This window comes from Candidatus Nitrospira allomarina (assembly GCF_032050975.1).
Taxonomy (GTDB): Bacteria; Nitrospirota; Nitrospiria; order Nitrospirales; family UBA8639; genus Nitrospira_E; species Nitrospira_E allomarina.
Genome location: NZ_CP116967.1, coordinates 3,958,806 through 3,972,501, shown reverse-complemented (window position 1 = coordinate 3,972,501; position 13,696 = coordinate 3,958,806). Strand labels below are relative to the sequence as shown.

Annotated in this window: 10 protein-coding genes; 6 read left to right on the top strand and 4 right to left on the bottom strand. The window is 49.8% G+C overall.

The genetic code is table 11. The annotated features are described in order from the left end of the window. The first annotated feature begins 66 nt into the window (after window positions 1-66). The 4 genes from PP769_RS17525 (at window position 67) to PP769_RS17510 (ending at window position 5,736) form a co-directional block, all read left to right on the top strand. Complete coding sequence (locus tag PP769_RS17525) at window positions 67-2,391, top strand: BREX system ATP-binding domain-containing protein (protein WP_312642619.1); 2,325 nt, start codon at window positions 67-69, stop codon at window positions 2,389-2,391. Window positions 2,392-2,754: 363 nt separating this feature from the next. Next, on the top strand, window positions 2,755-4,497 hold the full coding sequence (locus PP769_RS17520) for an ATP-binding protein (RefSeq protein ID WP_312642617.1): 1,743 nt from the start codon (window positions 2,755-2,757) through the stop codon (window positions 4,495-4,497). Between the two features lie 20 nt (window positions 4,498-4,517). Continuing rightward, window positions 4,518-4,964, top strand: a complete 447-nt coding sequence (locus tag PP769_RS17515) for a response regulator (RefSeq protein ID WP_312642615.1) — start codon at window positions 4,518-4,520, stop codon at window positions 4,962-4,964. A gap of 379 nt (window positions 4,965-5,343) precedes the next feature. After that, window positions 5,344-5,736: a hypothetical protein gene (locus PP769_RS17510; protein ID WP_312642612.1), complete on the top strand. Its 393-nt coding sequence runs from the start codon at window positions 5,344-5,346 to the stop codon at window positions 5,734-5,736. Window positions 5,737-5,815: 79 nt separating this feature from the next. On the opposite strand, the gene PP769_RS17505 is transcribed toward PP769_RS17510, so the two are convergent. The 3 genes from PP769_RS17505 to PP769_RS17495 all read right to left on the bottom strand — a co-directional run bounded on the left by PP769_RS17505 (window position 5,816) and on the right by PP769_RS17495 (window position 8,664). Then, entirely contained in the window at window positions 5,816-6,376 is a 561-nt protein-coding gene (locus PP769_RS17505) for a hypothetical protein (RefSeq protein WP_312642610.1), read from the bottom strand. Window positions 6,377-6,847: 471 nt separating this feature from the next. Continuing rightward, entirely contained in the window at window positions 6,848-7,831 is a 984-nt protein-coding gene (locus PP769_RS17500; RefSeq protein ID WP_312642608.1) for a hypothetical protein, read from the bottom strand. A gap of 26 nt (window positions 7,832-7,857) precedes the next feature. Continuing rightward, complete coding sequence (locus tag PP769_RS17495) at window positions 7,858-8,664, bottom strand: hypothetical protein (RefSeq protein WP_312642606.1); 807 nt, start codon at window positions 8,662-8,664, stop codon at window positions 7,858-7,860. Between the two features lie 1,145 nt (window positions 8,665-9,809). On the opposite strand from PP769_RS17495, the gene PP769_RS17490 reads away from it, so the two are divergent. Beyond that, window positions 9,810-10,871 (top strand): hypothetical protein, encoded by a 1,062-nt coding sequence (locus PP769_RS17490; RefSeq protein WP_312642604.1) that lies wholly within the window; start codon window positions 9,810-9,812, stop codon window positions 10,869-10,871. A gap of 85 nt (window positions 10,872-10,956) precedes the next feature. Next, complete coding sequence (locus PP769_RS17485) at window positions 10,957-11,127, top strand: hypothetical protein (protein WP_312642601.1); 171 nt, start codon at window positions 10,957-10,959, stop codon at window positions 11,125-11,127. A gap of 1 nt (window position 11,128) precedes the next feature. Here PP769_RS17485 and hrpB read toward each other — a convergent pair whose 3' ends face one another. Further along, window positions 11,129-13,648 carry an ATP-dependent helicase HrpB gene (gene hrpB, locus PP769_RS17480; RefSeq protein ID WP_312642599.1) on the bottom strand — a complete coding sequence of 840 codons (2,520 nt, stop codon included), beginning with the start codon at window positions 13,646-13,648 and terminating at the stop codon, window positions 11,129-11,131. Window positions 13,649-13,696 lie beyond the last annotated feature (48 nt).

The following is a 13,696-nucleotide window of genomic DNA, read 5'->3' as shown; positions in this document are numbered from 1 at the left end:
TTTCGGTAGTCTGTAAAACCTTTCTGTGTATGAATGTGACTTTCTAACCTGTGAAGGATACGAGCAATGGAGTTACGACCTCAAGAATGGTTTCATACGCTTCGCCAAGAATACCTTCAACGATTTATTGGGCAAGGAGGCTCATCGGTCAAGTTCGTGGTAACCGATTCTGACTCGGATCGAGTCGACATCCAAAACCACCTGGCTACCTTGGCTCAGCAGGAGGGTTATGCGTGCATCTCAGTTGATGCCAAAGACACCAAAATTCATATGATGGATAAGTTTTTCCATCAAATTGCTTGTCGCATCCCATGGGATGATCTGGCCTCACAGTTTGTTCGTCGACTCCTTCAAGAAAATGGGTACCAGATCCCGGACAACAAGGAAGAGTTCTGCATGTCTGGAGTCGCCAGGATGAATGAACGGGCGGAACCGTTACTGCGACGAGATTTAAATAGTTGGTTAGAGCGGGCCATCTATCGAGATACGCAGATGTGCCAGGAATTTCGTATGGCCATGATCCGATTGTGTTTGGGGCAATTGGACTCTGGCTCAGAAGCTCCCTTTATGACCGAACCGGTCAAGGCATGGCTGGGTGGAGAGATTCGTCAGATTTCGGCTCTCAAAGAAGCCCTTATCTTTCAGAAAATTAATCGGACCAATGCCCGGTATATGTTTGTTTCGTTATGCCGTTGGTTACGCTTAGTTGGGAAAACAGGGTTAGTCGTGTCCCTGGACTTAAGTCGATGTTTGCTCAATAAGAAGCCCGATTCTCCTGAAGGCTTGTATTATGGCGTTTCAACGACGTTAGATGCCTACGAAATGCTTCGTCAGTTTATTGATGGGACAGATGAATTGGAAAGTTTCTTGTTGGTGGTCCAGGTACCGCAAGAATTTTTGACAGATGAGCGGAGAGGACTCAACCGGTATGAGGCATTAAAATTACGTATTTGGGACGAAGTCCGTGACCGCCAATACCAAAACCCGCTAGGGGCTTTGATTCGTCTTGGATCTCAACAGGCCGGAGATGCCCACGATTCCGGAAAGAAGGAATACACTGATCGGCCGGCGATGGCCAATGGTGATGTTGGACATCAACGCGCCATGGAGGCGTTGCGATCCGGAGTGCCGAACCGTGATGTGGTGCAGGTACTGGGAAGTCACCAAACGGACCTGGAAGGAAAATTCAGACGGCTGCTTCAACAGATGGAGGCGAACGTTCCTCATGACTCGCCTACCAAGGGTATCGTCATTGAAGGAGGGTTTGGGAGTGGGAAGTCCCATCTTCTTCATGCGTTGCAACAGATGGCGCTAGAGAAGAATTTTGTCTGCAGTCCTATTGTGATCAGTAAGGAGACACCCTTGTATAATGGTGTACCCCTCTTTCGTGCAGCCATCAACAATGCCATTGTTCCCGGTAAACATGGTGATGCTCTCACCGAAATAGCCGGTGAACTGAATTTCCAAAGCCCGCACTTTGCCGATTTGTTTGATTGGGTGCATCGGAAGGACCAAGGATGCGATTCCCGGTTTGCTGCCAGCCTGTATCTCTATGAGCGGATGATTAATGATCCTGAACTGAGTCATCGCATGATCCGGTATTGGGCGGGAGACCCGTTGAGTAATAGCCAACTCAATAAATATCTTCAGGGGTGTCCACCGGAAAACCCCTATGTGTTCAATAAAATTTCCAGTCAGAATTTGGCCTTACAACGGTTTCGATTTGTCTCACGCTTGATGGTGGCGGCTGGCTATAAAGGGTGGATCTTGCTTATTGATGAGGCGGAAATCATCGGACGATATTCTTTTAAACAACGGACCAAGTCCTATAAGGAGGTGGCACGGTGGATGGGGGTATTAGCCGAGGATACCTGTCCGGCTATTGGGGCCATTGTCGCTCTGACTGATGATTTCCAAAGCGTGATCTTGGAAGAAAAACAGGATTCCCAGAAAATCGAGCAGATGTGTCAGGAGGAATCGACGGATGAAACTCATATGCAAGCATTACAGGCGATCCAGGGTATCCGGCTTATCGAACAGGAGGGGGAACCATTAATTCGTCCCTATGAATCAATGGTGGATGCCTTATATGAGCGGCTTCGGTCCCTGCATGGATCGGCGTATAGTTGGACACCGCCACCCGTTTCTGCTGTAGAAAAATTATCCAGTACCCGGATGCGTGAGTATGTACGTGGATGGATTACGGAATGGGACTTGCGACGATTGTACCCTGAAGCTCAATTAGACATTGAAATTCTGGATGTTCGGCAAACGTATGACGAGGATCAGGAGCTGGAACCCACACTGGCGGATGATATGGATTCTGAAAAGATAGCAGAGCCGGAAGAAAGTTTGATGGCTGTCGCCTTACAAAATCAAGCTCCAGTGTGAGTGAGCCTACCAGGTGGGAGGAATTGGTCGTATTGCGCAAAGGCCACCCTCCTGCCGAGGAATCAAGGGCTTTCATGTTAGTCTCTGCTGTGCTCCCCTCCTTTCTCTTCTTGAGGGTCCGCCAATATATTTGACCGGCTGGGTACCCATCATCTTCTGAATAGTGGGAGCCCATTAAGAGTCGGATTTAGGCGGAATCCCTTCGAGAAAAATCGCATACCAAAATCTTTCGGGCCATGGGGATGAGGGAGGCCTCCCATGGGAGGAATGCTCAATTTTGTTGCTAAGGATCCGATAGCGTAAGTCAGAGGACCGCCCTGGAAGAGGGGATTGAAAAGCCTGCGTTGAGAATAGGAAAGATCATTGTCGGTATCTGAGTTGACGCTTCGTAAAAAATTGCCGTTGTCAGGTTCGGGACTATGGCGAACCTGTCTGAACAGAATTCTGGGAGCCATGGAGCTTCTACATCGGCATACGATTTTGGTGTTAACCGTGCTTTTTGGGCTTTGTCTCATCGTGATTTATCTGCACATTTCCCAATTGAAAACCCAAATGGTAACAGCCATGGCCTTTCGAGGATCCGAGATCTATACCAGAGCGCTGAAGGAGATGCGGATATGGTACACCGTCGAGATTGTTCGACGCCTTCATGCCCAGGGAATTGAAGCCTCGACAGAGTATCGGGACCATCAAGGCGAAATTCCTCTCCCTGTGACACTCAGTCGGGACCTTGGTAAGCGATTGGTTGCCGGGCGAAGAGGCGAACGATTGGCATTACTAAGCCCCTATCCGTTTTACCCTGAAAAGAAGTCAGGAGGACTCATTGATGGCTTTCAGGAAGAGGCGTGGGAATTTTTCACGCAACATCCTGATACGGATGAGCCATTTTATCGGTTTGAGCAGGTCGAGGGGCGTGAATCCCTCCGTTTTGTGAAGGCCGATTGGATGCAGAAGGAATGCGTGGAGTGTCATAACAGTCATCCTGACAGTCCAAAGCGTGATTGGCAGATCGGGCAAGTGGGCGGCTTGTTGGAGGTCGTGTATCCCGTTGATTCGCTGGAGACGATCATGGGTATGAGTTGGCAAGGGACTTATGGGTTGATGGGGATGTTGGTCGTCATTTGGATGGGCGGATTCGGATTAGTGGTGTTAAAGCTTGGCCGGGTGGCAAGTGAATTGGAAGAGCAGGTTCGCGATCGAACCGGCGCACTGCAAAGTGCCAACAAACATTTGGAATTGGAAATTCATGATCGATTATTGGCCGAAGATACCCTTCGGAAGGCGAAAGATAATCTGGAAAAGCGAGTCCAGGAGCGAACGGGGAAGTTGGCTGCCTCAAATGCCGAACTCATTCGGGAAGTGGCGGAGCGGAAGCGGGCTGAGGAGGACATACGCAAACTCAATTCCCAGTTGGTCCAGCGCTCGGCCCAACTCGAGGCGAGTAATAAGGAGCTTGAGGCGTTTAGTTATTCGGTCTCCCATGATTTACGCGCGCCGTTGCGGGGGATCGATGGGTTTAGCCAGGCTGTATTGGAAGATTATGATGAAAAACTTGATGAGTTAGGACGAAATTATTTGCGGAGGGTGCGGACGGCCAGTCAACGGATGTCCAAGCTTATCGATGCCATGCTCAATCTGGCCCGGTTGACCCGAGCCGAAATCCATACCCAAACCTTTGATCTGAGTGCTGTAGCCCTGGCTGTTCTTGAAGATTTTCAAAAAATGGAACCGGACCGGCAGGTCGAATGTATTGTGGCCAATAATGTATTCGCCACCGCTGACCCGCAATTGCTTCGGGCCGTTTTAGAAAATTTGATCGGCAACGCGTGGAAATTTACCCAGCAACAAGCCCATCCCCGTATCGAATTCGGTTATGGCCAATACAAAGGGCAGGCAGCCTACTTTGTTTCCGACAATGGGGCGGGTTTTGATATGACCTATGCGCATAAACTCTTTGGCGCCTTCCAACGGCTTCATGCCTATACAGAATTTCCTGGAGTGGGCGTTGGGCTGGCCACAGTGCATCGTATTATTCAACGGCATGGCGGTCAAATTTGGGCAGAAGGAGTGGTGGGCAAAGGGGCAACTTTTCATTTTACGTTGTAAGGCAACCGGAGGAGGAGAAGATGATGACCAACAAAGTCATTCTGTTAGTGGAAGATCATCCTGATGATGAAGAGTTGACGATGCGGGCCCTCAAGAAAAACAACATAAAAAATGAAGTTGTGGTGGCCCGGGATGGCGTGGAAGCGTTGGAATATTTATTTGGAACCGGAGCGCATGCCGGTCGTGATTTAAGCCAGATGCCTCAAATTATCTTGTTGGACCTCAAGCTCCCCAAAATTGATGGGCTGGAAGTGCTTCGACGGTTACGAGCTGATGAACGGACGAAGTATCTCCCGGTGGTTGTGCTCACGTCGTCCAAGGAAGAACAGGACATTGTGAAAAGCTATCAACTTGGAGCCAATAGTTATGTTCGCAAGCCAGTGGACTTTCAAGAGTTTTCTCAAGCGGTTCAAAACCTTGGGCTTTATTGGCTCATTTTAAATGAATCGGCACCGGAAAGGGTGTGATTCGGTCAGGTAAAAATGATTACCCATCCCGATTAGGGGGGATGTGTCTGCCATGGGTAGATCCGTGGAATGTTCCGGCTTTCCCTGGTCTTTTTTATTGATCAATCTCCTCATGGGTGTTGAATATTTCCGCCCTCTTTCTCTCTGTCAAAGGTTCCCACAGGTGTCAATATTCCAATGACTTCAAACAGGAAAGATATGCCCGTCCACCGCATATCCTGCCTATCTTCCTGAGCCCCGTCTTCTGGTCCTTTAATCTCCTATCTTTTGTTTCCACACGCTTTTCTCTTCTCTGTCAAATCCGGTGTGGTGCCAGGCATATCCCTTGCTCTGTATTGGAGGTACCGATCCACCGACCATTCTTTTCAAGGAGGGGGCCATGAGACGAATGCTGACATGGGATATTCCCGAATCCGTCACGTCATATGAACACGCGTGGAATCCAAAACGAAAACATATGGCTGAAAGCATTGGTCTGGAGACCCAGCGGGCGTCAAGAAGCAGTGCGGCCGGGGCGATCTGTTGTGCCAAATGTGGTAGTGAGGTGAAGGTCTTTGTTTCTCCTAGACGAAATCCCCATTCCAGTAAATTAGGCCGGGCAGTCTCGTTGAAAGATCATGACCTGTGCCGGCGGTGTTGGCGGAAGTTGATGCATGAACAACGGAAGACGGGGGTGGTGACCCTGCCCATTTCCTTCTTTGCGAAAGAGAAAAATCTCCGACCTCGCCTGTTGATACCCAAAATGGCTTCCCTTCCCAAGCAAGCGTCCTAACCCCCGCCATAAAGAGAGGTTGAGAAATAGGGGCAAATGGCTCAACCATCTAGGTCGTATAAGGTCTATCCGTGAAAATTTATTTGGAGGAAATGGTCGCTTGTCTCTCTTGAATAAATGCTTTCGCAAGGACAGCATTTTGATACACGACCTTTAATTCCAGATTGCCGAACGGGCGGCGCACGACCTTCAGTAACACCTGTCCATTTTCAAATCCTGAATTCAGCTCGTCGAGTTGTCCAGAAAGAAACGATTGCTTGTTCGCTTCAGTAAGATCCTGCGTGAGGTCATAACTCGCTCCAAGAATGATCTGTAATTGCTGGTACCAATCATCTGTATATAGCCCCATATCAATGGAAATGTTTGCCAGTTTCCCGGTTGGTTCCGTCGTATCTGAGACCTCGTCGGGTAAATAGGTCAGTTCAACATATCGATTTTTATCGGTAAGTTCATAGAGACATTCCTTAGAGTTGTTGCAGGCTGGTAGGGCGGCTACCTCTTGTTCCGTCATGCCAAATTTTAAATCCCGGAAGCCATCAATTCCGGTCTCTGCCAAACCCAGCCCACCCGATAGGACAATTGAAGCGCTGGTGAGGAGTGCCCAGGTTCGTATGCTTAGAATGCCGAAAAGTAAATTCATGACATGATTCCTTACTTGTGAAGCTAGAAAAATGAAGAAAAAAGAACTATCCATGTGATGTCAACTGTTCTGCATGAGTCAATCACCATAGCAAACCTTTCCTGAAAAAGGCGATGAGGCACTGCAGGAAACCTAACCATTGAGGCCATACCAGAAGTTTGGATACTCAGAAAAGAAATTGTTGAGAGGGACTGTGGAAGCAATTTGGAAATGTGACGGGTATCGAATTCATTTGGAGCATTGGGGCCTTCTTGAATAGGTTCTCTCAATTGACGGTGCAGGGAAAACTTCTTGCCGAGAGTTTGGCACTTCTCATGCTTTCCTCTTTCCGGTATCCGGAAGGCTCAGGCCGGATCAGCTGGTTAAGGCTGAGTAAACGATAGTCCTACCCGCCAGGAAGCCTATTCCCACTGAAGCCACAGGGGAGAGAACACACTGACAGGGACTTGCTGAAGACTGCCACAAGTTGTGTCAGGGAGTTTCTTGATGAACCTGGAGAAGTGGCCCCATCCAGTAACGCATCGGTCGATCCCCTTCCGCTGCCTTATGAGGAAGATGGGCCACATACCAAAAGACCACATTGGTCTCTTGGACGCTTTCATCACTTTTAAATTCCAAATCTCCACGTGCGCCGAATGGCCAGCCGGCATCTTCATCCCGGTAAAATTTTCGAATCGAGACATCACGATCTGAAAACTTCTTCGATTCTCCATCAAATGGACCTGGAATAACCCAGACACCCTGCCCGGTGGGGTAATCGCGTACAAACCAAACGCGATCCTGACTGTTGGTGCCGGGCTTCTTGTCATCCTCCTCTACCAAATATTTTTCCCACCCGGGTCCCCAACCGTTGTCTTTTACAGAATTCCGGTCCAGGACAAAGACCTGATCCTGATCGGATCCGCCGATATCAAAGTCCAGCCGCCAGTAGGCATGGTGTTCATGGTCGGTATTACAGGAGAGATTCCAGCTCTGAACGCTTGGATACAGGCGACCGTCTTCGCTCAGATACCAGGCCTGGTACAGATGGTATTGACCGATTTTGGCATACACACCTAATTCCAACCACTTGACCCCTTGGATGGTATGTTCGGCCTGACAGAGCTTTTTCCCATCGCAGTTAGGATTTTTTTTGAGGCGCTGTGGGCTGATCCGGTCCTCGAATGGTCCGCATCGGCCACTGGATCGCCCTAGGCCAAACCAACTGAAGGGATGCCAGGCCGGCCACTCCCGCACATACTTGACCCGGATCACCGGCAAATCCGCTTTACCTAAAATCTGGTTGCCTTGATAGGACACATTGCGCAGTCCGAGGCCAGCGGCATCTTTCATCTCAAGGTATAAGTCCCACGGGCCCCAGGTAAACGGTTTGGATTCCCAGTCGGCCCAAGCGGGGCTGACCATCAAAGCACTGGTTAATGCGACACCGGCGAGTAAATATCGAAATGATGCCATGCGACGCGCTCCTTGTCTGGGAATAGTCATTGGGGTCCTGCCTCCTTGCCTGCGTCTAGGACGGTCTGAGAAGTGAGGTCAACTCGTGCAAAGTAGAGGGCCAAGCTCTCCGGTGTTTCAGAAAATGTGACCCAAAATACCCGGTCCCCGAAACCCGCTTCGTCGCTCACCCAAAAGTACCGGTATTCTTCAGGGGAAGTCAGAATGGCATGTCCGTACAGATGCTGAACCTCCTGGGCAATTCGTGGATCTACTCTGGCCAGCTCAATGGCTGTGGTGATTTCTTCTTCACCTTCTTCGGGCTGGTAGCCTTCACGCGGATCCTGCTGGACAGAAGACACTCGGTCTTTTTCCATGCAGACATGCACGGCCACATTGTGGGTGTAACTGTAGTAGGTTAACCGATATGCGGAGGCATCGGAAGCCGATGCCCGTTCGGTCGTTCGAGGGTTAGCCGTGTCGTCTCCCTGCAGGGTCACCAGGCATTGGTCGGCAGGGACTTCCTCGGTATTAATAAAGGCAAAACGATCGCCCAATTTGGTCTTCACGTCTGGATCCCGTTCTGCTGTGGCACGTAAGGCAGGCTGGTTCGATTCGACAATGATAATTTCCGGTCCCGGACCGGATAAGGTTGTGGGGGACATGGCATCGACGGGGCGTCGTGGACCTCCTTCCGGTGGCAATTCCAATGGTAATTCAATCAGAGGAGGGGGATGGAAGGGCAAGGGTTTTTTGGGGATCTTTGTGAGTTCCACGCTGGAGCATCCCAGAAAAAAACTGCCGAAGACCCAACCCGCCGTCACCAGGATATGAGAAGTGAATTTTAAATGCATGAGGCCGGCTCCTTAGGTCGAAAATGAAAAGGCCTATAGAAGGAATTATTTATCAAGCCTACCTTAAAAATTCTCCAGAAGAATAGCAAGAGAATCTGGATTTTCCCCTTAACGATGGAAAGAGATGTGCGAAATTGTGAAGTAGTGTGTCCATGGGCATAATATGTGGTGGAAAATTTTCCTCGTACGAAAGACTGCAAGGAAACCGTGAAATGGGCATACCAATGCACTGGTATGTGTGATGCGCGTTTTTTCTAAAGAGATTACTAAGGATTTTCGCAGACAGACCATGCCAACGAGTTTCAGAATTTGGATAGTTTACCAAAAAAATAAGTGTCTCTGGAGAACATCCATGGATATCTTTAAATGCAGGTGTGCCTAAAATCTTGCTGAATGCCGGCTCATTGGAGAGCCTTGCGGGCATGGAAGAGGCACCGGGGCAGGGCTTCAAACCATTGGTAGAGAAGTTGGTCTTTTGGATCAATGTTGATAATGTCATGGCTGGTAAAATCGTGTTGAATCATGATCGGTCAGGAGCATCAAAGATGTCGAGTATGTGTTGGCTTTAGTGGGGACTTAGTGGGGACATTGATTGGAGGTACCATGCTTTCCGGATCCCTATCGGGTCTTCGCCAAAGGCGACTTTTGGGTATTTACCTCACGAACAATCACGCCACCATCATTAGCTATGCAGAGAACCGGCAGTGCGGCCCGCATCCCGTTATCGACAATTCTCCCGTTAAGATGTCTTTAAAATACACTCCTGGGATCGTATCGAGCTTCCAGATTGGCGATCCTTTGCACATAAGACCAAACGGGGCTGAGGGGAAGAGGACTCGCTTATCCTGACGACTGCGCACCATCCAAATTACTCTTGTCTCCATATGCGATGCGACTCTGCTTTTGATTACGGTACCGAAATTCTGTAATGTCGGTAGGCTAAAACTATTTTTTGTATTAACCAAAAACCAAGAAAAGATTCGACAATGACTTCTCGTCTGACTCATCCTACCTTCCTATGGCTCTCTTTGATTCTCTTGACCTTTTTCGGCTTTTTTCTCGTCGACGTCGGATTGTATTTTTTGATACCTCCCCAATGGGCTCAATTTGCTCCAGATTATCGGTCCCACCCCAAGGACCCGCGTTTGAGCGGACTGAGGGGGGGCTCACGTTATTATTATCAGGCCGACCCTCTTCTTGGTTTTGATATTACCCCTCTTGCTAGGGGAACCCAGTCGATACCCGACGGGGTGGAATTTGAAATATTTGCCAATGAACTTGGGTGTTTCGATAGAAACAGTCTGGAGGATTTCTCTACTAGCAAAGAAGGCTATGTTTATTTCGCTGGGGACTCATTTACTTGGGGTTTTGGCCGTTACGAAGACAAATTTGCGACAGTCTGGGAAAATAACACCGGAATGTTAACAGCCAAATGTGGAGTGGGCCATACAGGGACAATACACCAATTTGGTAAATTCAAAAAGATTATTGAAACAATTGGGCGTCAGCCGACTGTCGTGTTTGTCGGTTTTTTTGCTAATGATATTATCAATGATTTCACCTTTCCACATTCGATAGTCGTCGATGGTTTTCTCATCGATACGGTTTATGAAATGGGAAAGGAGCAGATCATTCGTATACCCGATGAAGATCGGGTTCGTGAGATTTCCCCGAAAATTAGGGCAATTGATGAACATACTTTTCAAGAACCCGAAGAATCACAATCCTTATGGAGGAAAACAAAGAGTTTTTTGCTACGGCATTCATTGTTGACGAATATTTCCAATGCCCTTTTCAAAAAAATGCTTCTGGCAACAGGAATTCGTTCTCCCGACAAACCAAAAAAAAGAAGTATTTATAGGTTGTTTGAGGATTCAGAAGTGTTGAACCAATTTTCTTTTTCCCCTTTTGCGGAGAAAACCAAAAAAGCGATTACGGTTTGGGGCGAAGATGCGAAATTGAATGGATATCATTTGATTTTTTTATTAATCCCACCAAGAAGTGATTTCAATAATGCCGATATCTTTAATCAGGTAAAAGAATTTCTTCGTGGCCAAAAGATCGACTTTATTGACTTCGCTCCCATCTTTAAAGAAAGGGGTTGGAGAAAAGAAGATCTCTACTGGCAAATTGACCAACATTTGAATGACGAGGGTAATCGCAGAATGGGCCTGGAGCTCTCACGGCTGCATAATGGAAAGATGTAGTTGTTTATCGGGAACATTGTCATTGTCACGTCTTTGAAAAAGTCGCTGCCATCTGAATGAGTAAGCATAACCCTTTCTGGAAGGAATGACTGAATATGTTCTATTTGTGTGGAGCCACCCCTCTTTGCCGGGAGATAGTTTGTTGATGCCGCCGAAACTCGAAGGACATGGCTGGATTGGTTTGGATGAATCCATCCTCACCCTCTATAACGAGTTAGATGAGGATCCAGACGGATTAAATCACAGTCCCCTTTGAATTATTGCTTTTTAATGCCGCGAGTGGGAGGGGCCTGAAAAGGGTCATCGGGCCAGAAATGTTTGGGGTAGCGGCCCTTCAATTCTTTTCTCACTTGCGTGTAACCGGTTTTCCAAAAACTTGTGAGGTCCTGGGTGACCTGAACGGGACGTCTGGCCGGAGAGAGCAGATGAATGAGGACAGGGATCCTCCCGTTGACCAGGCGGGGCGTGTCGCATTGTCCGAATAATTCCTGAAGACGGACAGCCAGAACGGGAATCTCTCCTGAGAGATAATCCAAGGGAATGTGCGATCCTGTCGGCACAGTGAGATGGGTGGGCGCCAGGGAGTCGAGCGTGCGCCGTTGTTCAGGAGAAAGGAGCGCCTGGAGCGGCCAGGCAAGATCGATTCGTTTCACCTGATTGAGGCTGGAGAGATTGATGAGAAAAGGCCCTAGCCACTGGTCCAGTGATTGAAGGAGTGTGTCGTCCGAGACATCCGGCCAAGCGGACTCCGGTTCCGTGGCGCGGCGCAGAAATTGGACGCGCGCCTGCCAGTTTCTGAGTGTGGGGTTCCAGGGCAAACGGGAAAGTCCCGTGTTTCGAAGGCCGTCGAGGAGCGCGGTCAACACTAAATCAGGATCAGGATCGGGAAGGCGGGTTTCCTCCAGAATAAGTTCTCCCAATCGTCGTTGCCGCATGGATCTGACTGCTTGCGTTGAGCCTTCCCACATTACAGAATCCGTTGACTGTATGAGATCCCCGCAGTGGGAGATCAGATCTTTATGTGAAATCGGGGCAGCCATATAGATAAGTGCCGTTGCCGGGGCACCGTTAAGGTCTGCGATCACAAGCCATTCTTCATGTTCTAATGGATCCGGGTGATGGAATCTTGCGCTTCGCCCATTGGCCAGGCGGTATCGTCTGTCCTCAGCTGATTGCCGTTGCGCTATCCGGTCGGGATAGGCCAGTGCCAGGAGCACACCCAACTGATCGATTCGTTGTTTGGAGACATGGCGAGGAGCGGTGATGTGCAGTGTCCGTTGCCATGACTGAGAGACCTGGCGAATGCGTTGGATGGTTCCCTTATCCGGAGCCCCGGTGTTTCTCTGAACATGGGCCCCACCATAGAGCAAATCAAATCGGGTGCGAAGATCGGCATGTTCTCGTGCGATTGATCCTTTGAACAGGTTTCGTTCGCTTAGGGCTGCGGCAAGATCGCACGCCAAGGCTCCCGCCCCCAGCGCCTTTCCCTTCAGGACCATATGCGCGAGACGCGGGTGCATGGGGAGGTCGGCCATCGCCCGGCCATGATCGGTGATGTGGCCATGGGTATCACATGCGCCAAGGGAGTGAAGGAGCTGTCGTGCCTGAGCGATGGCGCCGGAAGGAGGAGGGTCAAGCCAGAATAATTCCTGGGGATCGTGATTTCCCCATTGAGACAACTCCAACACGAGCGAGGTGAGATCCGCATCAAGAATTTCCGGTGTGGTTCGGGGGGTGAGGGTACGCTGCTCGGCTTCAGACCAGAACCGTATACACAGGCCGGGTTCCAGGCGTCCCGCCCGCCCGCGACGTTGTCCTGCCGATTGTTGGGAGACCGTGAGGGTGGCCAGCCGGCTCATACCGCTGCGTGAATCAAAATGTGGTACGCGCATGAGTCCGGTATCGATGACGAGACGAATACCTTCGATGGTGAGACTGGATTCGGCAATATTAGTGGATAGGACCACTTTGCGCCATCCGGCAGGCGGTAGAAGAATTGCCTGGTCCTGGGCCTGAGCGGATAGATCCCCATAAAGCGGAGCGATGCGAGTATGTGGGTCAAGCGGAAGGTCTGCCAGGAGCCGTTCCACTTGGCGGATCTCTCCCGCACCTGGAAGAAACACCAGGAGGTTGCCCTGTTCGGTCTTCAGCAGACGATGAATGGTATGGGCCACCTGTCTGGCGAAATTTATCCCATCCGGCTTTCCGACGTAGCGGGTTTCAACGGGAAACATCCTGCCCTCGCAGGTGATCACTGGAGCCTGTTTCAATTGTTGCGAAATGGCCGCACTGTCGAGTGTGGCCGACATGATCAACAGCCGAAGGTCCTCTCGAAATACCTTCTGGGATTCCAGGCAGAGGGCCAGACCCAGATCGGCTTGCAAACTGCGTTCATGGAATTCATCAAAAATGACCAGGCCATAGTTCTGTAATGATGGATCGTGTTGAAGCATTCTTGTGAGAATGCCTTCGGTTACCACTTCCAGTTTTGTGTTCGGGCTGATTTTGGTATCCAACCGCGTTCGATATCCAACGGTAGTGCCAACGGTTTCCCCCAGAAGATCGGACATGCGGCGTGCGGCGGCACGCGCGGCCAACCGTCGCGGCTCCAGCATGATGATGTTTTTTGTCAGCCACGGCTCTTTGAGAAGGGCCAGCGGGATCTGTGTCGTTTTCCCGGCACCCGGCTGAGCGGTCAGAAGGACAATTGGGTGTTGCCTGAGGGTCTGCTGTAGCTTTGGAACTACCGCATCAATGGGATACGTGTGTGTCTTCATGCAACATTCATTGTGAGGTGAAATAGCGAATTAGAGGTTCTCAGCAAG

What these genes read in the sequence shown, in the direction of transcription:
- PP769_RS17525 (WP_312642619.1), top strand. Translation starts at nt 67, where the DNA reads ATGGAGTTACGACCTCAAGAATGGTTTCATACGCTTCGCCAAGAATAC.
- PP769_RS17515 (WP_312642615.1), top strand. Translation starts at nt 4,518, where the DNA reads ATGATGACCAACAAAGTCATTCTGTTAGTGGAAGATCATCCTGATGAT.
- PP769_RS17510 (WP_312642612.1), top strand. Translation starts at nt 5,344, where the DNA reads ATGAGACGAATGCTGACATGGGATATTCCCGAATCCGTCACGTCATAT.
- PP769_RS17505 (WP_312642610.1), bottom strand. Translation starts at nt 6,376, where the DNA reads ATGAATTTACTTTTCGGCATTCTAAGCATACGAACCTGGGCACTCCTC.
- PP769_RS17500 (WP_312642608.1), bottom strand. Translation starts at nt 7,831, where the DNA reads ATGGCATCATTTCGATATTTACTCGCCGGTGTCGCATTAACCAGTGCT.
- PP769_RS17495 (WP_312642606.1), bottom strand. Translation starts at nt 8,664, where the DNA reads ATGCATTTAAAATTCACTTCTCATATCCTGGTGACGGCGGGTTGGGTC.
- PP769_RS17485 (WP_312642601.1), top strand. Translation starts at nt 10,957, where the DNA reads ATGACTGAATATGTTCTATTTGTGTGGAGCCACCCCTCTTTGCCGGGA.
- hrpB (WP_312642599.1), bottom strand. Translation starts at nt 13,648, where the DNA reads ATGAAGACACACACGTATCCCATTGATGCGGTAGTTCCAAAGCTACAG.